The following is a 19906-nucleotide window of genomic DNA, read 5'->3' as shown; positions in this document are numbered from 1 at the left end:
GGAAAGGCGCGTCAGCAGGCGCCGCGGCCCGCCCGGCACGATTCTCGAGGCGGGGACCGGGGATCTCAGGCGATCCCGGCGCCTACACGCCGCAGACGATCCCCTCCTGCACGAGCTCGTACAGGAGCCGCAAGGCCTCGAGCGTCTGCATGCCCGAGACGTCGAGGATCTCGTCGATCGAGCTGTACCCGTCGATGCACGACAGCAAGAAGCCCGCGCGGTGATCGAGGTTCAACGAGCGGAGCTGGTCCGGCGACACCGCGAGGCGGAGCACGCGCGAGCCGTCGCCGAGGCGCGACTTGTACATCTGCCGCAGCATCTCGACGCAGCTGTCGGCGTACTGCCGCGCCATCAAGTCCTTCGGGTTCTCCTCGATCAGGCCCTCCGCGAGGACGAGCGCGCCCCCGAAGTCCCCCTGATCGAACCGGTGCTGCATCTGCTCCCGCGGCCCCTGGATGCTCAGCTGGGGCTCGGTCGCCCGGGAGTGAACCCCCTTGTCCACCCTCGCAGCAGCCGCCGGCGCGCGATCCGTCTCGAGCCGGCGCGGCGCGCGCTCCGTCTCGAGCTGGCGCGGCGCGCGATCCGTCTCGATCCGGCGTGGCGCGCGCGCCCCGCCCTGCGTGTCGCCGGAGACCCGGTACGAGGTGGAGCCGGCGAGCGCGCCCGTCCCGCCGCGGAAGGCGGGCTCGTCGTCCTCCACGATCAGGCCGTACCGGAGCGTGCCGGGAGGCGGCGTGACCGGCTGCTCATCCATGGCGAGGCCCGGCTCCTCGAAGCCGAGATCGAGCCGGAAATCGATGCCCAGCGACCCGCCGTCCTCGGGGCCGTGTCCGCGCCCCCGCGCGCTCTGGGGGGCGTGAACGTCCCGCGCATCGACCGGAGGGCCACCGAAGACGTCGATCTCCCCGAAGCTGTGCGGGTACGCCTGGCCCGGCTCGCGCAGGAAATCGTCGAGGTCCGGCCCGATCTCGTGCTCCCCCTCGAGCGATCCGAAGCCCATCCGGCCGCCAGGCCGTGACGGGACCCCGGGCTCATCGCACTCCAGGCCGAGCCGCGCGGCCTCCAGGCCGAGCCGCGCGGCCTCCAGGCTGGACGGGCCGTGCTTGCCCGAGAAGCTGCTGCCGGGCGGCGGCTCCCAGGGGATCGTCTTGCGCGTCGGCACGGGCGGGTACCCCTCCGGAGGCCCCTCGGGCGGGCGCGGCCGCTGGGCGGTGATCTCGGAGCTCGAATGAGAGCGACGGGTCATCATCTTTGCCACGTATTCGCTGACCGGGATCGGCGGCGGAAGGGTGATCTTGCCCTCGGCGTCCGGCTGCGGCGGCAAGCCGGAGGGCGGGGTCGCCATGCGGGGTGAGCCCTGCCCCTCGCGCGTTAGCGCGATGCGCGCGAGGATCTCCTTCGAGGCGACCGGCTGGGTGTCCTCGAGCTCGTCCACCTCATCGTGCCCCCAGGAGGAGTCCAGGGTCTTGGAGTCAGGCGGCACCGACCGCATCGTCTTCCCTCATCGCGACCACCGTTCACCCCTGTGGCCTGGCTACGACACCCTTGAACATCCGGTGGGTGCGCGAGAGCGCCTCCATCTGCTCCTTGACCGCGGCCGCGTCGCGCCGGCCGATGGCCTGGCGCGAGCGGTCCACGATCCCGCGCGCCTTGCCGATGGCGTCGCGGCCGAAATCGCTGGACGCCACGATCTGCTCTACCTGCGGGAACATCCGCTCGATCTCGGCGATGAGCTTCTCGGCCTCCTGCCGGACGCCCTCGAACTGGTCGCTCACGCGGCGATCGACGAGGTACTCCTTCGCCGCCTCCATCATCTCGCCGACCTCCTCCTTCGTGAGGCCGCTCGACGCGGTGACCTGGATCGACTGCTGCTGGCCCGTCTCCAGATCCTTCGCGCTCACGGAGACGATGCCGTCGCTGTTGATCTCGAACGTCACCTCGATCTCGACCTGGCCCTTCGGGGCGCGGCGCAGGCCCGTGAGGATGAACTCGCCGAGCAGCTCGTTGTCGGTCGCCTTCTGGTGCTCGCCCTGCATGACCAGGATCTTCACCGCGGTCTGGTTGTCGCGGCTCGTCGTGAAGATCTTCGACCGGCTCGTGGGCACGGTGGTGTTCTGCGGGATGAGCTCCTCGAAGTTCGACCCGAAGGTCATGATGCCGAGCGCGTGCGGCGTGACGTCGAGCAGGATCATCTGCTTCGTCTCATCCACGAGCGCGGCGCCCTGCACCGCCGCGCCGAGCGCGACCACCTCGTCGGGGTGCACCCCCTTGCACGGCTCGCGCTCGAAGAAGTCGCGCACGGCCTCCTGCACCCGCGGCATGCGCGTCATGCCGCCGACGAGCACGACGTCCTCGATCTCGTCGCGATCGAGCCGCGCGTCCTCGAGCGTCTGGCTGCAGATCTCGACGCACCGCTCGACGAGGTCCTCGCACAGCTCCTGCAGCGTGACCCGCGAGAGCGTGCGCTGGAGGTGGAGCGCCTCGTTGCGCGCGCTCGAGATGATGAACGGCAGGTTGATCTCGGTCTCCAGCACGCTGGACAGCTCGCACTTCGCCTTCTCGGCCGCGTCCTTGAGCCGCTGGAGCGCCATCCTGTCCTGCCGCAGATCGACGTCGTGCTGCTCCTTGAAGCCCTGCACCAGCCAGTCGATGACCCGCGCGTCGAAATCCTCGCCGCCGAGGAACGTGTCGCCCGCGGTGGCGATGACCTTGAAGACCCCGCCCGCGCCGATCTCGAGCACGGAGATGTCGAACGTGCCGCCGCCGAGGTCGAACACGGCGATCGTCTTCTCGAAGTTCTTGCCGAACCCGTACGCGAGCGCCGCCGCCGTCGGCTCGTTGACGATGCGGATGACGTCGAGCCCCGCGATCTGGCCCGCGTCCTTCGTCGCCTGCCGCTGGTTGTCGTTGAAGTAGGCGGGGACGGTGATCACCGCCTTCGAGACCGGCTCGTTGAGGTAGTCCTCGGCGAACAGCTTCATCTCCTGGAGGACCATCGCGCTGATCTCGGGGACCGAGTACGTCTTGTCGCGCAGCTGGATGCGGACGTCCCCGTGCGGCCCCTCGACGATCTTGTACGAGGCAGTCAGGATCGCGTTCTTCACCTGCGGGGACGACCACTTGCGGCCGATCAGCCGCTTCGCGGCGTAGACCGTGTTCTCGGCGTTGGTGATCGCCTGCCGCTTCGCGATGTGCCCGCAGAGCCGCTTGCCGGCCTCGGTGATCGCGACCATGGACGGCGTCGTTTTGTACCCACCGCGATTCGGGATGACGGTCGGGACGCCCTCCTCGACGATGGCAACGCACGAGTTCGTGGTGCCAAGGTCAATGCCGATGACACGCTCCATCGATGCCGCTGCTCCTCTTGTGATCTTCGGCTAGTGATCTTCGGCCCGAACGGCCGCCGAGGTCACGATGCTAGACCGTTTCGCGGAGCCGAGCGGGCCAATCGTGCTCGGCCCCTTCCGAAGGCGCCGCCCCCGGCCCGATCGCGGCCGGCGTCGCCGGGCGGCGCTAGACTTGCTTCCCGTACGCCTTGGCCTGCTCGCGCGCTTGGGCGATGAGGCCGCGCAGCCGGGCGTCGTTCCCTGCGAGCTCGGCAGCGCGGTCGAACTCGCCGGTCGCGCTCTTCGTGAGCCCCGCGGCCGCGTACGAGAGCGCGAGCGTCAGCCGGTACTCCACCGAGGTGGGCACGAGCTCCACCGCCCGCCGTGCGAACTCCACCGCCCGCCGCGTGTTCTCCCCGGCCTGGAGCGTCGCGTGGGCGACCCGCTCGTGCGCGCCAGCGTCGTCCGGGCGACCGTTGCACACCTTCACATAGCTCAGCGCCGCATCGACCCAGCGCCCGGTCTGTGCCTCGTAGTGGGCCTGCTTGAGGTAGCCTTCCGCCAGCGCCACCGCCGCGAGGCGCTGCACGTCGGCCGACGCGCTCTGGAGCGCGGCGTCCTCCGGCGCGAGCGACGCGGCGATCCGGAACGCGTTGGCCGCCCCCGCGTAGTCGTTCCGGTCGAGCGCGGACCGAGCCGCCTCGGCGTGCCGCGCGATCTGGTTCCGGAGCGCCTCGTTGCGGGCGGAATCGTAACGCGCCTTGAGCACCTCGACCGCCCTCATCGACTCGGGCGATCGGACGCCGCCCGGGACCCTCGACACCGCCACCGCGGCGGGCGCCGTGACCGCCGCTGCGGAAGGCGCCGTGGCCGCCGCTGCGGCAGGCGCCGGGGAGGGCGCGCCCGCCGGAGCGCGCCGCAGGCCTCCGGTGAGCTTGCGCGCGAACGTCTCGCGCCGATCCTTCGCGCTGGGAGCGGGCGCGGCGGGCGAGCCGACCGCCGCGCTCCGCGCCGGCGCGCCTCCGTGGTCCGGCGAGCTCGCCGCGTAGGACGGCTGCGCCGGCGCCGCTGCGCGCGTGAACGCCGCGGCGGGGGCCTGCTCGGGGGGTGGGCGTTCGGAGGAGTAACGTCCGGGCGACCCGGCCACGTCGTGCGGATCGGCGAACGCAGCGCGCACCGAGGCGTCGACGGCGGTGGAGATGGTGGTGATGTCGCGGGGCGTCTGCTCGATCAGCGCCGCCATCGCCCGGTTCTTGTGGGTCTGCTCGAGGTACCCGTCGTACTCGGCGCGCCGCTGCTTCGACGTCAGCGTGTCGTGCGCCAGCGTGATGCGCGTGAAGAGGGCCTCGATCTTCTGCTTGTACGAGCCGAGCTGCTTGCGGAAGTAGGTGTCCGGATGGAACTCCGGCGCGAGCTGGTAATAGGCGCTCTTGATCTGCTTCTTGTCCGCCTGGTCCGAGACGCCGAGCAGCGCGTAATAGCTGAGATCCTCGATCCGATAGTAGAGGTCGAGGATCCGCCGCTTCCGGTCGGGGGCGAGCTCGACCGGCTCGTCCAGCTCGGCAGGATCGTAGAGCGGCAGGGAGTCCACTTGCTGGAGCGCGTCGCGCCCGAGCGGGACGGACTCGCCCCCGGACGACGTCGGCCGCTCCGGATCCGCCGCGGCCCCACGCCGCGCAGCGTCGGCCGCGCCCCGCGGCGGAGGCGGGCCAGAGGGCTCGCCGTCCAGGAGGATGGCGCCGAAATCACGCAAGCGGCGCAGCGCCTCGACGGTGTCGCCGTGCGACATGCCCGTGATCAAGGACAGATCCCGATCGGTCAGGACGCCGTCGATCCGCGACAGGAGGAACGCGTCCGCGGGTTTCAGCGGGAGCGACTTGAGATCGTACCCGGGTTTCGGCCTTGGTACACGGAGCGTCATCGAGTCGGGCAGCGACGCCCTCCCGCCGAGTCTAACGAGGAACGCGCGCCCGTCGCAATTGGAGACCACGGCCGGGGCGCGCTTCAGCGCGGCTTTTCCTGGGCGCCCTTCAGGGCCTCGGTGATAACGTGATCCTGGATCGAGATCGCCCGCTCCAGCAGGCCGACCGCGCGCGCGCGGGCCTGCGCCGCCGCCGCGCGATCCCCCTTCTCTTCCAGCGCCTTCGCGCGGCGCTCCTCGACCACGCCCGCCACCTCGTAGAGGTGGCCCTCGTAATGAGAGGGCGCCGGCGCCAGCCTGAGGCCCGCGTCGATGTCGCGCGCCGCGGCGTCGAACTCGCCGGCCTCGCCCCGGAGCTCCGCCAGCCGGGCGTAGGTGTCCGCCGTCACCTCGGCGACCTCCGGCGGCGCGCCCGGCGGCCTCGGCGCTGCGATGATCCCCTCGATGGCGCGGATCGCGGCGGCGCGATCGCCCGCGCCGAGCGCCACGTCGGCGGCGTGGTGCGCCGCGCGCGCCCTGGAGAGAAAGGCGAGCAGCGTGGGGTCGACGATCTGCGCCGGAGCGCACGCGCACGCCGGATCGCTCGGGGCCGCGCCGGCGCGCGCCCTCTCGTCGTCGCGGGCGCACCCGAGGTGCGCCGCTGTGAGGAACCCCAGGCAAGCGACGACGAGGCGAGCGCTCCGCATCAGCGCACCCCCCACGCCGCATAGCGGTTCTGGCGCAGATCGGACGCGCGCGCGGCGGCGATGCGATCGATCCGCTCCGTCTGGCCGCCCTCCCTCGGGAACGGCGCGACCGGATCGAGGAGCGCGGTGGTCGAGCGCGCCTCGATCAGCGAGGGCAGCGGCGCGGCCGCCGCGGACGGCGCGCCGTCGTCGCCGGGCGCGCGCGCGACGGAGGCGCGCTCTTCCCGGATCTGGCCGAAGATCAACGCCGCGGCGGCCGCCGCCGCGGCGAGGGTCGAGAGCGCCGCCATCGTGACCGGCGCGATGCGCCGGGCGCGATGCGCGGGCGAGGCGCGGAGGGCCCCCTCGACGAGCGCGCGGTTCCGGAGCTCCGCGAGCGGCGCCGGACGCCACGCGGCCCGGAGCGCGACGGCGAGCTCCGCGAGCTCGTCGCGCGCACCGGGCGAGGCGAGCTCCCCGTCGCCGCCGGAGCCGCCGCCCCGCCCGGGCCCGCCCCAGCCGGCGGCCCTTGGATCGAGCGCCTCCCGCAGGCGCTCGGCGGCGCGCCGCTCGGCCCTGGTCGGCGGCGCGTCGTCGTCACCGAGCGCGCGCGCGAGCAGCGCGTCGTGGTCGGCCCTGTCGAGCCCGACAGGCCGAGCTGCGGCCCGGAGCGTCTCCGCGAGCGGGACCTCGCCGCGATCGAGCGCCTCCGCGAGCTCGCGCGCGGCGCGCGGCTCGTCGTCGGACGCCGGCGCGAACGGCTCCGCCTCGGGCGAGACGAGCGCGAGCCGCCGGCCGCGCTCCGGGCCGCCGCGGCGCTCCACGGGCCCGTTTCCGGTCGGCGGGGGGCGCGGATCCGAGGGCCGCCGCGGCTTCATCGCGCCCCTTCCTTATGCGCCGCGCGCGGCGCGGCAACCCCCGCGGCGAGCACCTTCTTCAGCGCGGTCATGGCGCGGTGCAGGACGACATCGAACGTCGCCACGCTGACCCCGAGCGCGAGGGCCACCTCGTCGCGGGGCCGCTCCTCGAGCACCCGGAGCCGGATCGCCTCGGCGTAGCGCGGGTTGAGGCGCCCGAGCGCGTCATCGACCCGCGCCCGCGCGTCGGCGAGGTCGCGCTTCTCGCAGAGCTCGGCCTCGCCGCGGGCGGTGAGATCGGTCTCGGCGGCGTCGATCTCGCGCTGCAGATCCTCGGGCTCGAAGAGCGCCTCGCGGCGTCGCGCGCGGAGCATGTCGAGCGCGATGCGCAGCGCGATCACGCGGAGCCAGGGGTAGATGCCGCAGCTCTGCCACTGGAACTGGGAGAACCGCTCGACAACCCGCGCGTACGTCTCGGCGAGGGCGTCCTGCGCGGCCGCGTCGGAGCCGAGGCGGGGCAGCAGCACCGCGCGGTACAGCGCAGGCCCGTACCTGCGGAGCAGCTGGCCCAGCGCGGCGCGATCGCCCTGCGCGGCGCGATCGCATTGCATGCGCTCCGCCTCGAGATCAGGCCTCGCTGCTGCCACCGCCGTCACAGCGGCGACGATACCCGGACGTGGGACGGTTCGCACCGAAGTCCGCCTTGCGCCCGCGGCGGGACGGCGCCCCCCGCGGCCGTGGAGGAACGCGGGCGCGCCGCCGAGGTGCCGCCGCGCGCCTCCGCGAGGGCGCCACGCGGCGGCGGGGACCGAGCGCGGGAGGGCTGCCGCATTCACACCTCGACAACGGCCCAAAGCCGTGGACCTTACGGCCCGGAGCCTCCACATTGTGCCGGCCTCGACGCGGAGCGTTCTCCGTGAAAGGAAGCCCTCGTGACCCTCGATACAACGTTCAGGTCTCGCGCACGCCCCGGGGTTGGGCGGCGCGTCGGGACCGGCCTGTGACGGCAGGGCCGTCCGGCGAGCGGCGGCGCTCGTTGAACTGCGCGCGCTGCGGCGCCCTCAACGGGAGCGACTTCAGCCGATGCATCCGCTGTGGAGCGCCGCTGCTCCTCCCTTCGGCCCGCGCCGTGCCGGCGAGGGGGCCCCTCGATGGGCGGAGCCTGCTCGCGACAAAGATCCTCGGCGGGCTCACGGCGTTCGTATTCGTCGGGCAGATGGTGGCCGCGCACTCCCGCGATCTCGGCCTCCTCTCGGCGTGGGACAGGTCGAACTACCTCCGCTTCGGCGCGCTCCTCGTGGAGCCAGGCGCGCCGTTCGAGCCGTTCCGCCTGCTCTCCGCGGTCTTCGTCCACATGGGCGTCCTCCACTTCGGCATGAACATGATGACGCTCGGCATGCTCGCCCGCGCCGCCGAGCCCGCCGTCGGCTCGGCGCGGTTCGCGATCGTCTACGTCCTCACGGGCCTGTTCGGCTTCATCGCGAGCGCCGCCTGGAACCTCTTCGTGCAGCCCGAGGTCGTGTGCACCGCGGGCGCGAGCGGCGCGGTGTTCGGCGTGATGGGCCTCCTGCTCGGCTGGCTGCTCCGCCGCCGCGACCCGCGCTGGAAGGACCTGGCGCTCCAGGCGGTGTTCTACATCGTCCTCTTCGGCTTCGTCGTGAACGCGTCGAACACCGGCATCCGCATCAACAACGCGGCGCACATCGGGGGCCTGGCCAGCGGCGCGCTGCTCGGGGTGATCTACGCGGGCCCGGCGCGGATCCGGTTCGAGGGCGTGATGAACGCCGGCGCGCTCGCCGGCGTGCTCGCCTGCCTCGCCGCGCTCGGGCTCGCCCAGCGCTCGCCGCTCTGGCGTGCCACGGAGTCGATCGACGGGCTCTCGCGGATCGAGGCGCCCGCACGCGAGGAGCGCGACGAGCCCGGGGAGGCTCCGCGGGAGGCGACCGGGGCGCTGTCGCCGCGGTCGGCGGGGTCGCCCGCGCCGGACGGCCCCTGACGAAGCGTGACGCTGATTGCCGCGCCCTGCCCGACCGTCTAAGCGCCATCCTCGCATTCACGTGGGGGCGGGCCTGTCCGTCCGTTCCCTCTCAGGAGACGTCATGGTCCGAACCTCATCGCGCATCGCCTCGTGCGTGCTTGCCGCGTCTCTCCTCGGCGGCTGCCACGTCACCATCCAGAGCGGCAGCAAGTCGGCAGAGACGTCGCCGCCGCCCCCACCTCCCCCCGCCAAGACCGCCTCCCGGTCGCGCAAGCCGGCCAAGCCGGATCCGGAGCCGGCGCGCCGCAAATCCCCGAAGTGGCGCCTGCCCACGCACAACGCGCCGCGCATCACCGCCCCGAACGTGTTCGGCAACGGGGAGAGCGGCGCCTTCCGGGGGCTCGCCTACGTGATCCCCGAGAACAGCCGGAAGCTCCCGAGCTTCGACGGGCTCGTGCCGTTCGCAGTGCTGTACACGGACAAGTTCGAGGTGAAGTCGCAGGACTTCTCCGCCGGCTTCCCGGGAGCGCTCGCGCAGAACGAGTGGTTCGCCCTCCGCTTCGAGGGCGAGTTCAAGGCGCCGCAGGAGGGCATGTACCAGTTCCGGCTCACCGCGGACGACGGCGCGATCCTCTACATCGACGACAAGCGCGTGCTCGCGAACGACGGGGTCCACACCGCGAAGAGCGCGGACGGCGAGACGCGGCTCACCGAGGGGACGCACCGGCTGCGGCTCGACTACTTCCAGGCGCAGCGGGGCCAGGTCGCGCTCCTGCTCCAGATGGGCCAGAAGGATAAGCTCGAGCCGCTCGTCGGGCTCCGCTGACGAAGGACCGCGCCGGCCGGCCGACCGGAGCTCGGCCAGCGCCGTCCGGCGCCGCGCGCTGCAGGCTGACGCGTGCCCGCGCACGCCACGGCGCCCCCGATCCCCTTTTCGTGTATCGTCGCCGCCGTCCATGGCGTCGGTGAACCCACTGTCGCGCGAGCTCGTATTCAAGATCGTCTATTACGGGCCCGGCCTGGGCGGGAAGACGACCACGCTCGAGTACCTGCACGCCACCGCGAAGCCCGAGTACCGCGGCAAGCTCGTCTCCCTGGCGACGCCGGTCGACCGGACGCTCTACTTCGACTTCCTGCCGGTCCGGCTCCCGCAGCTGCGCGGGATGAACGTGCGGCTCCAGCTCTTCACGGTGCCGGGGCAGGTCTACTTCAACGCGACCCGAAAGCTTGTGCTCACGGGCGCCGACGGCATCGTGTTCGTCAGCGACTCGCAGGCCGTTCGCGCCGACGCGAACATGGAAAGCCTGGAAAATCTGCGCGACAACCTGGCCGAGCAGGGGCGGGGGCTGCAGCACATCCCGCTCGTCTTTCAGCATAACAAGCGCGATCTGCCGGATCTGCTCCCCCTGGAGGAGCTCGACGCGATGCTGAACCCATTCCGCGCCGTCTCGCTGGCCACGTCGGCGAAGACGGGGCTCGGCATCTACGAGGGGCTCGAGGAGATCAGCGCCGCGGTGCTGCGCGCCTTCGAGAGCCGCCTGCCCGACGCGATGGGCAGCGGGCTCGGCGGGTTCGACGCGATCGAAGGCGGGCTCGTCACCGCGCTGCGCGACGCGTCGCCGCCGCCGTCAGCGCAGTTCGATGCGGTGATCTCGCGGCTCGCTCCGCCCAGCAAGCCATGGTCGACGATGCCCCCGCACTCGACGATCGACGAGCCGGGCGAGGGCGAGGCCGCGCCCGGCTCGACCTCCTCGCCGGGTCTCGACGTCCCGCCGCGCAGCACCGGCGTCGGGGATCCGGTGAGCCGCGGGCTGCCGTCGTCGCTGCGGCTCGCCGCCCGGAGGCTGGCCGCGTCCGCGGAGGCCCCGGCGACCGCGCGCGCGGATGGACCGTCCGCGGCCACGAGGCACCTCGCCCAGCCGGGCCTCTCGTTCGTGGCGCTGTGGCCGACCGCCGAGCGCGAGGTGGTCGCCGAGATCGAGGCGGCCATCGCCGCCGAGCGGTACGCCGTGGCGCTCGAGCGCTGCAACGCGCTCGTCGCGGGGATCCTCGACAAGGCGGCGGAGCTCGCGGGCTCGACCGACGCGCCGCGCGACACCGCGACGGTGCCGGCGCTGCTCGGCCTGGACGGGCGCCGCTACCTCGGCTTCCGCGCCGCGGTCCGGAGAGCGCGCTCCGGCAGCGAGGTGACCGAGCGCGACGCGCTCAAGGCGTTCGCGTTCGTCATCGAAGCGCGGCTCGCAGAGAGCGCGATCTGACGCGGCCCTGGTGCGAGGGCAGCCCCGCCGCCGTCACAGCCGATCGAGCGAGGCGACGCCGGAGTAGCGGCGCATCGACACGCTCATGAGCAGCGCGATCGCGACCATCACGGTGGTCACGCTCGATCCGCCGTACGAGAACAGGGGCAGCGTGACGCCGACGACCGGCAGCGCGCCCGACGTCATGCCGAGGTTGATGACCGCGTGCCAGAAGATGATCGCCGCGCAGCCGACGCCGAGCACCGCGCCGAAGCGGTCCTTCGCCATCGACGCGATGCGGATCCCCCACACGACCAGGAACGCATAGAGGCACACGAGGACCACGCACCCGACGAACCCCCACTCCTCGGCGAAGACCGGGAACGGGAAGTCGGTGAACTGGTCCGGCAGGAAGAGGAACTGGTTCTGGGTGCCCCGGAGGTATCCGTTGCCGAACAGCCCGCCGTTGCCGATCGCCACGCGCGAGTGGTGGGCGTGCCAGCCGCGGTGCAGGAGGTCCTCCTCGGGGTGGAGGAACACGAGGACGCGGGCGCGCTGGTAATCGAGCAGCACGTACTCCCAGAGGATCGGCACCGCCACGAGGATGGACACGACGAACAGCGCGGCGCTCTTCCACCGCACCCGCGTGACCGCCGCGATCGTCAGGAAGACGAACACGAGGATGGTCGCCGTCCCGAGATCGGGCTGCTTGAGCACGAGGAGCGCAGGGACCGCGGTCAGCGTCGCCGGGATCGCGAGATCGCGGAGGGTGCGGCCCTCGTTGCGCGGGTCGTCGTGCAGGAACTTCGCCAGCGCGATGACCAGGAACACCTTCATGAACTCGCTGGGCTGGAAGCGGAACGCCCCGAACTCGATCCACCGCGCGGAGCCGCGCACGTCGCGCGCGAGCACGAAGACGAGCGCCAGCGAGAAGACGCCGAACGTGTAGAGAACGTACCCGAGGCGCTCCAGGTGCCGGTAGTCGATCGCGATCAGGACGCCGCCGATGATGCCGCCCATGAACAGCCAGTAGACCTGGCTGATGTAGAGCTCCGCGCGCGAGCCGGAGTAGACGCTCGTCGCGCTGTAGAGGTTGACGACGCCGAGCACCGCGATCGACACCGCGGCGATGAAGAGCGGCCAGTCGAAATGGTCGCGATCACGAGCTGAGAGGGAATCGCCCCGGATCATGGCGTGCGCCCCGACGCGGCGGGCGCGCGGCCCGCGCTGCTCTTGCCCGCGCGCGGCCCCTCATTGGGGCCGCCGCGCCGCTCCTTCGCGAGCTCCTGGTACGCGCGGACGACCTCGAAGGCGACGGGCGCCGCGTGCTTGCCGCCGGCGCCGCCGTGCTCGACCAGCACGACCACGGCGACCTCGGGCGCGCGCGCCGGCGCGTAGCCGGCGAACCAGGCATGCTCGCGGTTGAAGTACCAGACCCGCTCGGCCTCGACGCCGCGCGTGAGCCGGTGCGAGACCTGCGCGGTCCCGGTCTTGCCCGCCATCTCGACGCCGGCGACGCGCGCCTTGAACGCCGTGCCGCCCTCCTCGTTCACACCGGCGACCATCGCCCGGTGCACGAGGGTGAGGTTCTCCGGCCGGATGTCGATCTGGCGGCGCACGCGCGGCGTGAACTCCTGGACGACCGTGCCGGCGCTCGTCTCGACGGCCCGCACGATCTGCGGCTGGTACAGCGTGCCGCCGTTCGCGAGCGCCGCGTACGCCAGCGCGAGCTGGAGCACGGAGACCGTCGTCGCGCCCTGGCCGATCGCCGCGTTCAGGCCGAACCCGAGGCGGAACTGGCCCTTGTTCCGGAGCGTCATCCACGCCCGAGTCGGCATCCTGCCGCCCGCCTCCGCGTTGATGCCGAGCCCCGTCCGCGCGCCGAGCCCGTAGCGCTGGCCCATCTCGGCGATGACGTCCATGCCGACGCCGTACTCCGCCGCGAGCCGGTAGAAGAAGACGTTGCACGACTCGGCGATGGCCTTCTGCATCGCGACCGGTCCGTGCACGTGCGTGCACCGGAAGGTGCGCTTGCCGAACGTGAGCGCGCCCCGGCACCGCGAGGACTGCCGGGGATCGATGAGCCCCTTCTCGAGCGCCGCCAGCGCGGTGAACGGCTTGAAGGTCGAGCCGGGCGGGTACGCGCCGGAGAGCGTCTTGTCGAGGGCGGGCTTCAGCGGATCGGAGTAGAGCCGCCGGAAGGCGTCGCGGATGACCTGCTTGCCCGAGCCGCCCGAGAGCGCGTTCGGGTTGTAGCCGGGCTTCGAGTAGAGCCCGAGGATCCTGCCGGTGCGCACGTCGATGACCGCGACGCCGCCGGCGAGCTCGCCGCGCATCGCCTTGTCGATCGCCTTCTGGATGTCGGCGTCGAGCGTCAGCCGGAGGTCGCGCCCGGGGATCGGGTCGACCCGCAGCGGCTCCTCGATGATCCCCTCGCCGCCCGTCCGGCGCCGCCCCTTGGCGTCGACGAGCACCTTCTCCCAGCCGCGCGTGCCGCGGAGGTAGCTCTCCCAGGCGCGCTCGATCCCGGTGACGCCGATGCGGTCGCCCTCGATGTAGCCGACGCTCCGGAGCGACGCGAGCCGCTCGGCGTCCACCTCGGCCATGTAGCCGAGGACGTGCGAGCCGACCTCCTCGTACGGGTAGTAGCGCACCGGGACCGGCACCACGTCGACGCCCGGCAGCTCGGCGTCATGCGTCGCCAGGGTCGCCACGGCGTCGCGCGAGATGTCCTCCTTCAGCAGGATCTGCTGGTTCTTGCGCGGGCCCTCGTCGGCGCGGATCGAGGTGATGAGCGCCTCGAGCCGCGCGCGCTCCTCGATCCCGACGCCGAGGTACTCGACGATCTTCGGCCAGGTCGTCTCCATGTCGAGGCGACGCGGGACCACGTACACGTTGTACGAGGGCCGGCTCGCCGCGAGCACCTTGCCGTTCTTGTCCCGGATGATGCCGCGCGTGGTCGCGAGCGTCACCCGCCGCACGATGTTCTCCCGGGCGATGGCCATGTTCTCGTCGGCCTCGAGGATCTGGAGGTAGAACAGGCGCCCGATGAGCAGCATGAAGCCGACCACCATGCCGAGCGCGATCCACCGGAAGCGCCGGCGGAACTCGCTCACGTCGGAGCGCTGGACGAGGAGGCTCACCGCGGGCTCTCCCCCGGCCGCGGGACGTTGATCGTCGCCTGGTGCACGCGCTCGGCCAGCGCGAAGACGAACGGCGCGAAGAGCGCCGTCGAGACCGCGTGCGGCGCGACGAGCAAGGCGAGCGCGCGGGGGCGCGCCGCGTCGCCCCCGAAGATGGCGGTGAGGATCACGATGAGCACCCCCTCGACGAGGCCGAAGACGAAGGCCAGCGCGATCTTCGTGAGCAGCGTCTGCGCGGCGAGCCGCACGCCGGCCGCACGCGACACGACGAAGGTCGCCACGGTGATGAAGGTGAACAGGCCGACCGGCGCGCCGGTGAAGAGATCGAGCAGGTAGCCGAGCAGGAAGGCGAGCGCGGCGCCGCGCGCCATCGAGTACTCGTGCACCCCCATGAACACGACGAGCGGCAGGAGCAGGCTCGGCGTGGAGCCCGGGATGTTCAGCTTGCCGATGAGCCGGAACAGGTTCGACTGAACGATCAACAGGGCGGCGCCCATCGCCAGGAACGCGGAGTTTCTCATCGCGTCACCTCCGCTGCGCCTGCGGCGGCGCCTCCTCCGGAGGCGTCGTCGTCACGATGAGCACCTCCTCCAGCCGGGAGAAATCGACGGCCGGGGCGACGTAGACCTGCTGGTAGATGCCGAAATCGCGGCGGACGACCTGCGTCACGGTCCCGACCGGGATCCCCTTCGGAAAGCGCCGGCCGACGCCGCTGGTCACGAGGAGGTCGCCGACCTCGATCTCGTCGGTGCGCTGCACATACTCCACGCTGCAGGAGTACTTGCTCTCGTCGCCCGTGCCGCGGACGAAGCCGCGCGCGCCGGTGCGCTCGACGATCACATCGACGCCGCTGCCCCCGTCGACGACGAGCCGCACGTCGACCGTGTCGCCGGCGCTCTTCAGCGTGGTGCCGACCACGCCGTCCGCGGAGAGGACCGGCAGGTTGGAGCCGATGTCCCGCGCCTCGCGGTCGAGCGTGACGCGCACCACGCGGAAGAAATCGTTGGTGCTCTTGCCGACGACCTGGGCGCTCACCACGTCGGTGCGGAGGCTCTGGCGCAGATCGAGCAGCCTGCGCAGGCGCCGGTTCTCCTCCTCGAGCGCCTCGAGCTTCCGCACTCGCTCGCGGAGGCGGGCGATCTGCGAGGCCTGCCTGGCGTTGTCCTCCTTGACGTCGACCAGGTAGATGTAGTCGCCCCAGAGGTTCGAGAGGCCGCGCGCCAGGGTCGCGGCCGCGTACTGGATCGGCGCCGCGAGGCCGATGACGATCCGGTCGGCCCCCGTGTTCTGCTTGGGGTCGCGCATGCTGGCGCGCAGGAACCAGAACGGCACCGCGAGCGCCAGCAGCACGATCACGAAGTCGCGGTAGCGTTTCAGGTTCACCGTGGCTCCCGGACCCAGGTAGTACGGGACGACCCGCGAGGCCACCCCTGTCGTCGCCGCGCGGCGCCCGCCCCCGCGAGGCGCGCGCCGCAGCAGAGCCCCGCCGGCAAGCTCACGGGCGGGGCACGAGACCAGACGTCAGCTGATCGTGACCTCTTTCAAGAGCTCGAGGTGATCCAGCGCCTTGCCGCTGCCGAGCACCACGGCGCTGATCGGGTCGTCGCACACCATCACGGGCAGCCCCGTCTCCTCGCGGAGGAGCACGTCGAGGTTCTTGAGGAGCGAGCCGCCGCCGGTGAGCACGATGCCCTTGTCGACGATGTCGGCGGCGAGCTCCGGCGGCGTGCGCTCCAGCGCGATGAGCACGGCGTCCACGATGGCGTTCGTCGGCTCGCTCAGCGAGTCGCGGATCTCGTCGGAGTTGACGACGACCGTCTTGGGGATGCCCGCGACCATGTCGCGCCCCTTGACCTCCATCGTGAGCTGCTGCTCGAGCGGGTACGCGTTGCCGACCGTGATCTTGATGCGCTCCGCGGTCTGCTCGCCGATGGCCATGTTGTACTTGCGCTTCATGTAGGCCATGATCGACTCGTCCATCTTGTCGCCGCCGACGCGAACGCTCTGCGAGTAGACAATGCCGGCGAGGGAGATGACGGCGACCTCGGTCGTGCCGCCGCCGATGTCGACGACCATGTTGCCGCTGGGCTCGGTGATCGGCAGCCCGGCGCCGATCGCCGCCGCCATCGGCTCCTCGATCAGGTAGACCTCGCGCGCGCCGGCGCCCTCGGCGCTCTCCTTCACCGCCCGCTTCTCGACCTCGGTGATCCCGAAGGGGACGCAGATGATGATGCGCGGCTTGACGAGCGTGCGGCGGTTGTGCGCGCGCGCGATGAAGTACCGGAGCATCGCCTCGGTGATCTCGAAGTCGGCGATGACGCCGTCGCGCAGCGGCCTCACCGCCTGGATGTTGCCCGGGGTGCGCCCGAGCATCTCCTTCGCCTCGCGGCCGACGGCGAGCACCTTCTTGCCGCCGCGAGCATCACGCTGGACGGCGACCACCGAGGGCTCGCATGACACGATCCCCTTGCCCTTCACGTAGATGAGGGTGGTGGCGGTGCCGAGATCGATCGCGAGATCGTTCGAGAACAGGCCGTAGAGCCAGTCGAAGATCATCGCTTCGCCCTAAAAATGAACAAGGTTAAGCCTCGCACCGCGAGGGCGCAGAAGCCAGACCCGAGGCCCGCAAGAGCGGGCCCGGCGGCAGCGGCCAGCAGTTGCAGCGTGGCCTAGCCCTTCGAGATCTTGCCTTCTTTGTGCTCGGTGTGCTTGCGCTCGGTGGGGCAAAACTTCTTGATGACGAACTTCTCCGTCATCGTCCGCTTGTTCTTCGTCGTGTGGTAGTTCGCGCGGCCGCAGGTACCGCACGTCAGCTTGATGATGTCGCGCATCGGAGATCTCCGAAAACAGGGCCGATCTGTTTCACAGACGGCCCTGGTTGAACCTAGGCGCGGGCAGCACGGGAGCGCTGGGACCGCAACCGGCAGGGGACCAGTGGACATGAGCGGGCTCAGCGACGCCCGACCGCCCGTCTGGAGGGCGCCTACCCTACGAGAAACGGTGCAGTTGTCAACCGGGAGAGCTCATTCGTCGTCCCAGTCGTCACCCGTGCGACCGCGATCCCAGTTCTGCTTGTTGTTGCTGCGCTTGCCAGCAGCGCCGGGGGCACCGCCACCAGCACCGGGAGGGCCATCGCCGTCGTGTGCGCCGCGCCGCCGGCGATCGTCGAACGTCTTGCGCGCAGGAGGGGGAGGCGCGCCGCCACCAGGGCCGCCCGCGAAGCCGCCGCCACCACCGCCGCCGCCGGGGAAGCCACCGCCACCGCCGGGGAAGCCGCCGCCGCCACCGCCGGGGAAGCCGCCGCCGCCGCCGAAGCCACCGGGGCGCTGCTCGCGCTCGGGCCGCTCGCCCTTCGGATGAGCCAGGTTGACGACGAGGCGCCGGCCACGCACGTCCACACCGCGCAGCGCATCGATCGCGCCGCGCGCCGCATCGGCGCTGGCCATCGTCACGAAGCCGAACCCGCGCTTGCGACCGTCAGGGTCCATGGGCAGGTGGACCCGCACCACCGGCCCCGCACCCGTCGCGCCGATCAGCCCCTCGACCTCCTCGACGCTCGCGTCATAGGGGAGATTGCCGACGTAGAGGGTCCGATCGGGCGCTCCGGCCGGCCCGAGGCCCGCACCGCCGCCCCCGCCCCCGCCGCCGAGACCACCACCGACGCCCGGACCGCCGCCGGGGCCCATCGGGCGCCCCTCGCGCCGCGGCGGCTCGGCCTGGAAGGGGCGGACCGAGATGGACTTGCCGCCCTGAAAGGACCCGTCGAGCGACTCGCGCGCGGCGTTGGCTTCGCCGGTTGTCGAGAGCGTGACGAAGCCGAAGCCGCGCGGACGACCTGTCGCGCGATCTTTCGGAAGACTGACCTCGACGACGTTGCCGCCGGTGGCCTCGAAGAGCTGCCGCAAAACGTCTTCGGTGATGGAGTCGGGCAAGCCCGCCACGAACAACTTACGCGAATCTTCAGCCATTGTAGAAAAACCTGGGGTTGGCCCCTGCGTTCCCTCTTATTTGGTCCACTCGCTCCGTGATCGATGTCGATGATGCGGAGCGTTCCGCGAGCGCGCCTCGATCGACCCCGCCTTCGGCGGAAGGGGCAACCGAGCTCAAACGAGCGAAGGTCGGCGGGCCGACCCTCTGGTGCAAACTCCACCCCACGATATCTAGCGCCCCTGGCGCGTCAAGGGACCCGCCACGGGCGAGCGAGCCAAAAGCAGGCCCGTAAGGAGCGGTCCCGGGGCCCCCCAACGCCAGAGGCGCAGCTCCGGCGGACCGGGCAGCCACGCCGCCCCCCTCCGTCGCCGGCGGGCAGCGCCGGACATCGACGTCGGGAAGAGCAGCGCTCGGGAGGGCTGCGTCATCCAGCGCTGGCCGCATCATGAGGGGATCGCTCGATGTCGTTCTGTCCGACACGACCGGACGACGGCGCGCAAGCAACTGAAAACACAGTGAATTTTTGCGACGTCGCGAGACGCGCGGGCCCCGATGCGCCTTCCCAGGAAGCCAAGGGCCGCCTGGACGACTGGCCCAGCGAGGGCGCCATTCGCCGCCTGTGCTGCATGGAAGCGCCGGAGGAAGGGTTCGACGGCCGGGGCGCACGAGGCCCGCAGGGCGCGGCTCGGGGGATTACCGATTGACCCGGGCGCGGGACGCCCGGGGCTCCTCGGTTTCGTCGCCCTCATCGTCCCCTTCGTCGTCGTCGGACGCGTCATCGTCCGCGACGCGCGGAGCGCCGTTGAGCGGGCCCACCCCGGCGCTCGACGGCTCGCCGCGCGCCGCCATGCGCAGGAAATAGATGCCCACCGCGAGCAGACCGAAGCAGGCCCACTGCGCGGGGGTGAGGCCGCCGTAGCGCGGATCGCCGCCGACGAGCGTGCCCTCCCGCTCGCGCAGGAAGTCGAGCCCGAACCGCACCGGCGCGTACGCGGTGCACATGATCCCGAGGTAAAACCCGAGAGGACGATGGGGGTTCCGGCGCCAGAGCACCGCGAACGCGATCGCGAGCGGGATCGTGAGCAGGCACTCGTAGAGGCCGAGATCGAATCGGCCGACGTAACCGTTCCCGAGCGGGTATCGGACCGCGAGCCACGCGTCGGAGAGGCGGCCCGGGTGATCGTGGACCGACGCGCAGCCGGCGCGCCCGAAGACCCACGCGAGCGGAAACGCGCTGGCGACGACCTCGCAGTAAGGCAGGATCTTCTCGCGGCGATAGAAGCGCCAGGAGGCGGCGCCGATCAGCGCGCCGGTGAAGCCGCCGAAGCTCGACAGGCCGTCCCAGAGCGCGAGGAGGTAGAGCGGATCGCGGGCGACCCGCTGCGGGTGATAGAAGATCGCATCGAAGACGTGCCCGCCGATGAAGCCGGCCGCCACGACCCAGAAGATGAACTCGCCCATCTTCTTCTCGTCCAGCTTCCGCTCGCGCGCGTGCCGCGTGGCGACCACGGCGCCGATGTAGACGCCGAGCGCCACCAGCGTGCCGAACGGCTTGATCGACGGCGGCTTCGCCGGATCGATGAGCTGGCCAACGAGCGGGATGTGCTCGAGGAACGAGAGCGGGATCTCGGGGAGATCGATGTAAGGGATCAGGGGGCCAGACACGCCGCTCCCCCTAGCGCAGCGGCGATGCGAAAGCCATCCGCCGTCAACGACACCGGAGCGACACCGGTCGTCGACGCCTCGCGCGCGGCGTCGACGACCGATGGCCGCTGACGCGCGCTCCGCGCGGCGCCGGCGGACGGAGGCTCGAGGGCCGCCCGCGCTCGGGCGGCCGCGGCGTTAGCAG

The 19906-nt window shown here is 71.7% G+C and carries 17 protein-coding genes; 3 read left to right on the top strand and 14 right to left on the bottom strand.

All coding sequences use genetic code 11. The features are described 5' to 3' along the window. Positions 1 to 82: 82 nt before the first annotated feature. The 6 genes from WME75_RS11950 to WME75_RS11925 form a co-directional block, all read right to left on the bottom strand. A complete protein-coding gene (locus WME75_RS11950) occupies positions 83 to 1483 on the bottom strand; it encodes a hypothetical protein (RefSeq protein ID WP_437489957.1) in 1401 nt (466 codons plus the stop codon). Positions 1484 to 1517: 34 nt separating this feature from the next. Beyond that, entirely contained in the window at positions 1518 to 3347 is a 1830-nt protein-coding gene (dnaK, locus tag WME75_RS11945; RefSeq protein ID WP_437489956.1) for a molecular chaperone DnaK, read from the bottom strand. 166 nt (positions 3348 to 3513) lie between these two features. Next, positions 3514 to 5247: a J domain-containing protein gene (locus WME75_RS11940; protein WP_437489955.1), complete on the bottom strand. Its 1734-nt coding sequence runs from the start codon at positions 5245 to 5247 to the stop codon at positions 3514 to 3516. An 83-nt stretch (positions 5248 to 5330) separates the two neighbouring features. Further along, positions 5331 to 5933, bottom strand: a complete 603-nt coding sequence (locus WME75_RS11935; protein WP_437489954.1) for a hypothetical protein — start codon at positions 5931 to 5933, stop codon at positions 5331 to 5333. Next, a complete protein-coding gene (locus WME75_RS11930; protein WP_437489953.1) occupies positions 5933 to 6790 on the bottom strand; it encodes a hypothetical protein in 858 nt (285 codons plus the stop codon). The genes WME75_RS11935 and WME75_RS11930 overlap by 1 nt, the downstream gene beginning before the upstream one ends. After that, positions 6787 to 7380, bottom strand: a complete 594-nt coding sequence (locus WME75_RS11925) for an RNA polymerase sigma factor (protein ID WP_437489952.1) — start codon at positions 7378 to 7380, stop codon at positions 6787 to 6789. Before WME75_RS11925 ends, WME75_RS11930 begins: the two co-directional genes overlap by 4 nt. Positions 7381 to 7769: 389 nt before the next feature. Between WME75_RS11925 and WME75_RS11920 the strand changes: the two genes are divergently transcribed. The 3 genes from WME75_RS11920 to WME75_RS11910 all read left to right on the top strand — a co-directional run bounded on the left by WME75_RS11920 (position 7770) and on the right by WME75_RS11910 (position 11005). Beyond that, positions 7770 to 8765, top strand: coding sequence for a rhomboid family intramembrane serine protease (locus tag WME75_RS11920; protein WP_437489951.1), 996 nt, complete (start codon positions 7770 to 7772; stop codon positions 8763 to 8765). Positions 8766 to 8868: 103 nt separating this feature from the next. Further along, positions 8869 to 9573, top strand: a complete 705-nt coding sequence (locus WME75_RS11915) for a PA14 domain-containing protein (RefSeq protein WP_437489950.1) — start codon at positions 8869 to 8871, stop codon at positions 9571 to 9573. Positions 9574 to 9703: 130 nt separating this feature from the next. Beyond that, entirely contained in the window at positions 9704 to 11005 is a 1302-nt protein-coding gene (locus tag WME75_RS11910; protein ID WP_437489949.1) for a GTP-binding protein, read from the top strand. A gap of 33 nt (positions 11006 to 11038) precedes the next feature. Here WME75_RS11910 and rodA read toward each other — a convergent pair whose 3' ends face one another. The 8 genes from rodA to WME75_RS11870 form a co-directional block, all read right to left on the bottom strand. After that, on the bottom strand, positions 11039 to 12175 hold the full coding sequence (gene rodA, locus WME75_RS11905) for a rod shape-determining protein RodA (protein WP_437489948.1): 1137 nt from the start codon (positions 12173 to 12175) through the stop codon (positions 11039 to 11041). Continuing rightward, positions 12172 to 14127, bottom strand: coding sequence for a penicillin-binding protein 2 (gene mrdA, locus WME75_RS11900; protein WP_437489947.1), 1956 nt, complete (start codon positions 14125 to 14127; stop codon positions 12172 to 12174). The genes rodA and mrdA overlap by 4 nt, the downstream gene beginning before the upstream one ends. Beyond that, positions 14124 to 14648: a hypothetical protein gene (locus WME75_RS11895; RefSeq protein WP_437489946.1), complete on the bottom strand. Its 525-nt coding sequence runs from the start codon at positions 14646 to 14648 to the stop codon at positions 14124 to 14126. Before WME75_RS11895 ends, mrdA begins: the two co-directional genes overlap by 4 nt. A 4-nt stretch (positions 14649 to 14652) precedes the next feature. Beyond that, complete coding sequence (mreC, locus tag WME75_RS11890; protein WP_437489945.1) at positions 14653 to 15510, bottom strand: rod shape-determining protein MreC; 858 nt, start codon at positions 15508 to 15510, stop codon at positions 14653 to 14655. Between the two features lie 138 nt (positions 15511 to 15648). Then, positions 15649 to 16683, bottom strand: coding sequence for a rod shape-determining protein (locus WME75_RS11885; RefSeq protein WP_061616521.1), 1035 nt, complete (start codon positions 16681 to 16683; stop codon positions 15649 to 15651). A 113-nt stretch (positions 16684 to 16796) separates the two neighbouring features. Then, on the bottom strand, positions 16797 to 16958 hold the full coding sequence (gene rpmG / locus WME75_RS11880; RefSeq protein WP_437489944.1) for a 50S ribosomal protein L33: 162 nt from the start codon (positions 16956 to 16958) through the stop codon (positions 16797 to 16799). Between the two features lie 192 nt (positions 16959 to 17150). Further along, a complete protein-coding gene (locus tag WME75_RS11875; protein WP_437489943.1) occupies positions 17151 to 18095 on the bottom strand; it encodes an RNA recognition motif domain-containing protein in 945 nt (314 codons plus the stop codon). A gap of 655 nt (positions 18096 to 18750) precedes the next feature. Further along, entirely contained in the window at positions 18751 to 19722 is a 972-nt protein-coding gene (locus WME75_RS11870) for a prolipoprotein diacylglyceryl transferase (protein WP_437489942.1), read from the bottom strand. Positions 19723 to 19906 lie beyond the last annotated feature (184 nt).

The organism is Sorangium sp. So ce1014 (genome assembly GCF_051521505.1).
In the GTDB taxonomy this organism is placed as follows: domain Bacteria; phylum Myxococcota_A; class Polyangia; order Polyangiales; family Polyangiaceae; genus Sorangium.
The sequence above is the reverse complement of the archived record's forward strand: the minus strand, read 5'-3'. Positions and strand labels throughout refer to the sequence as shown.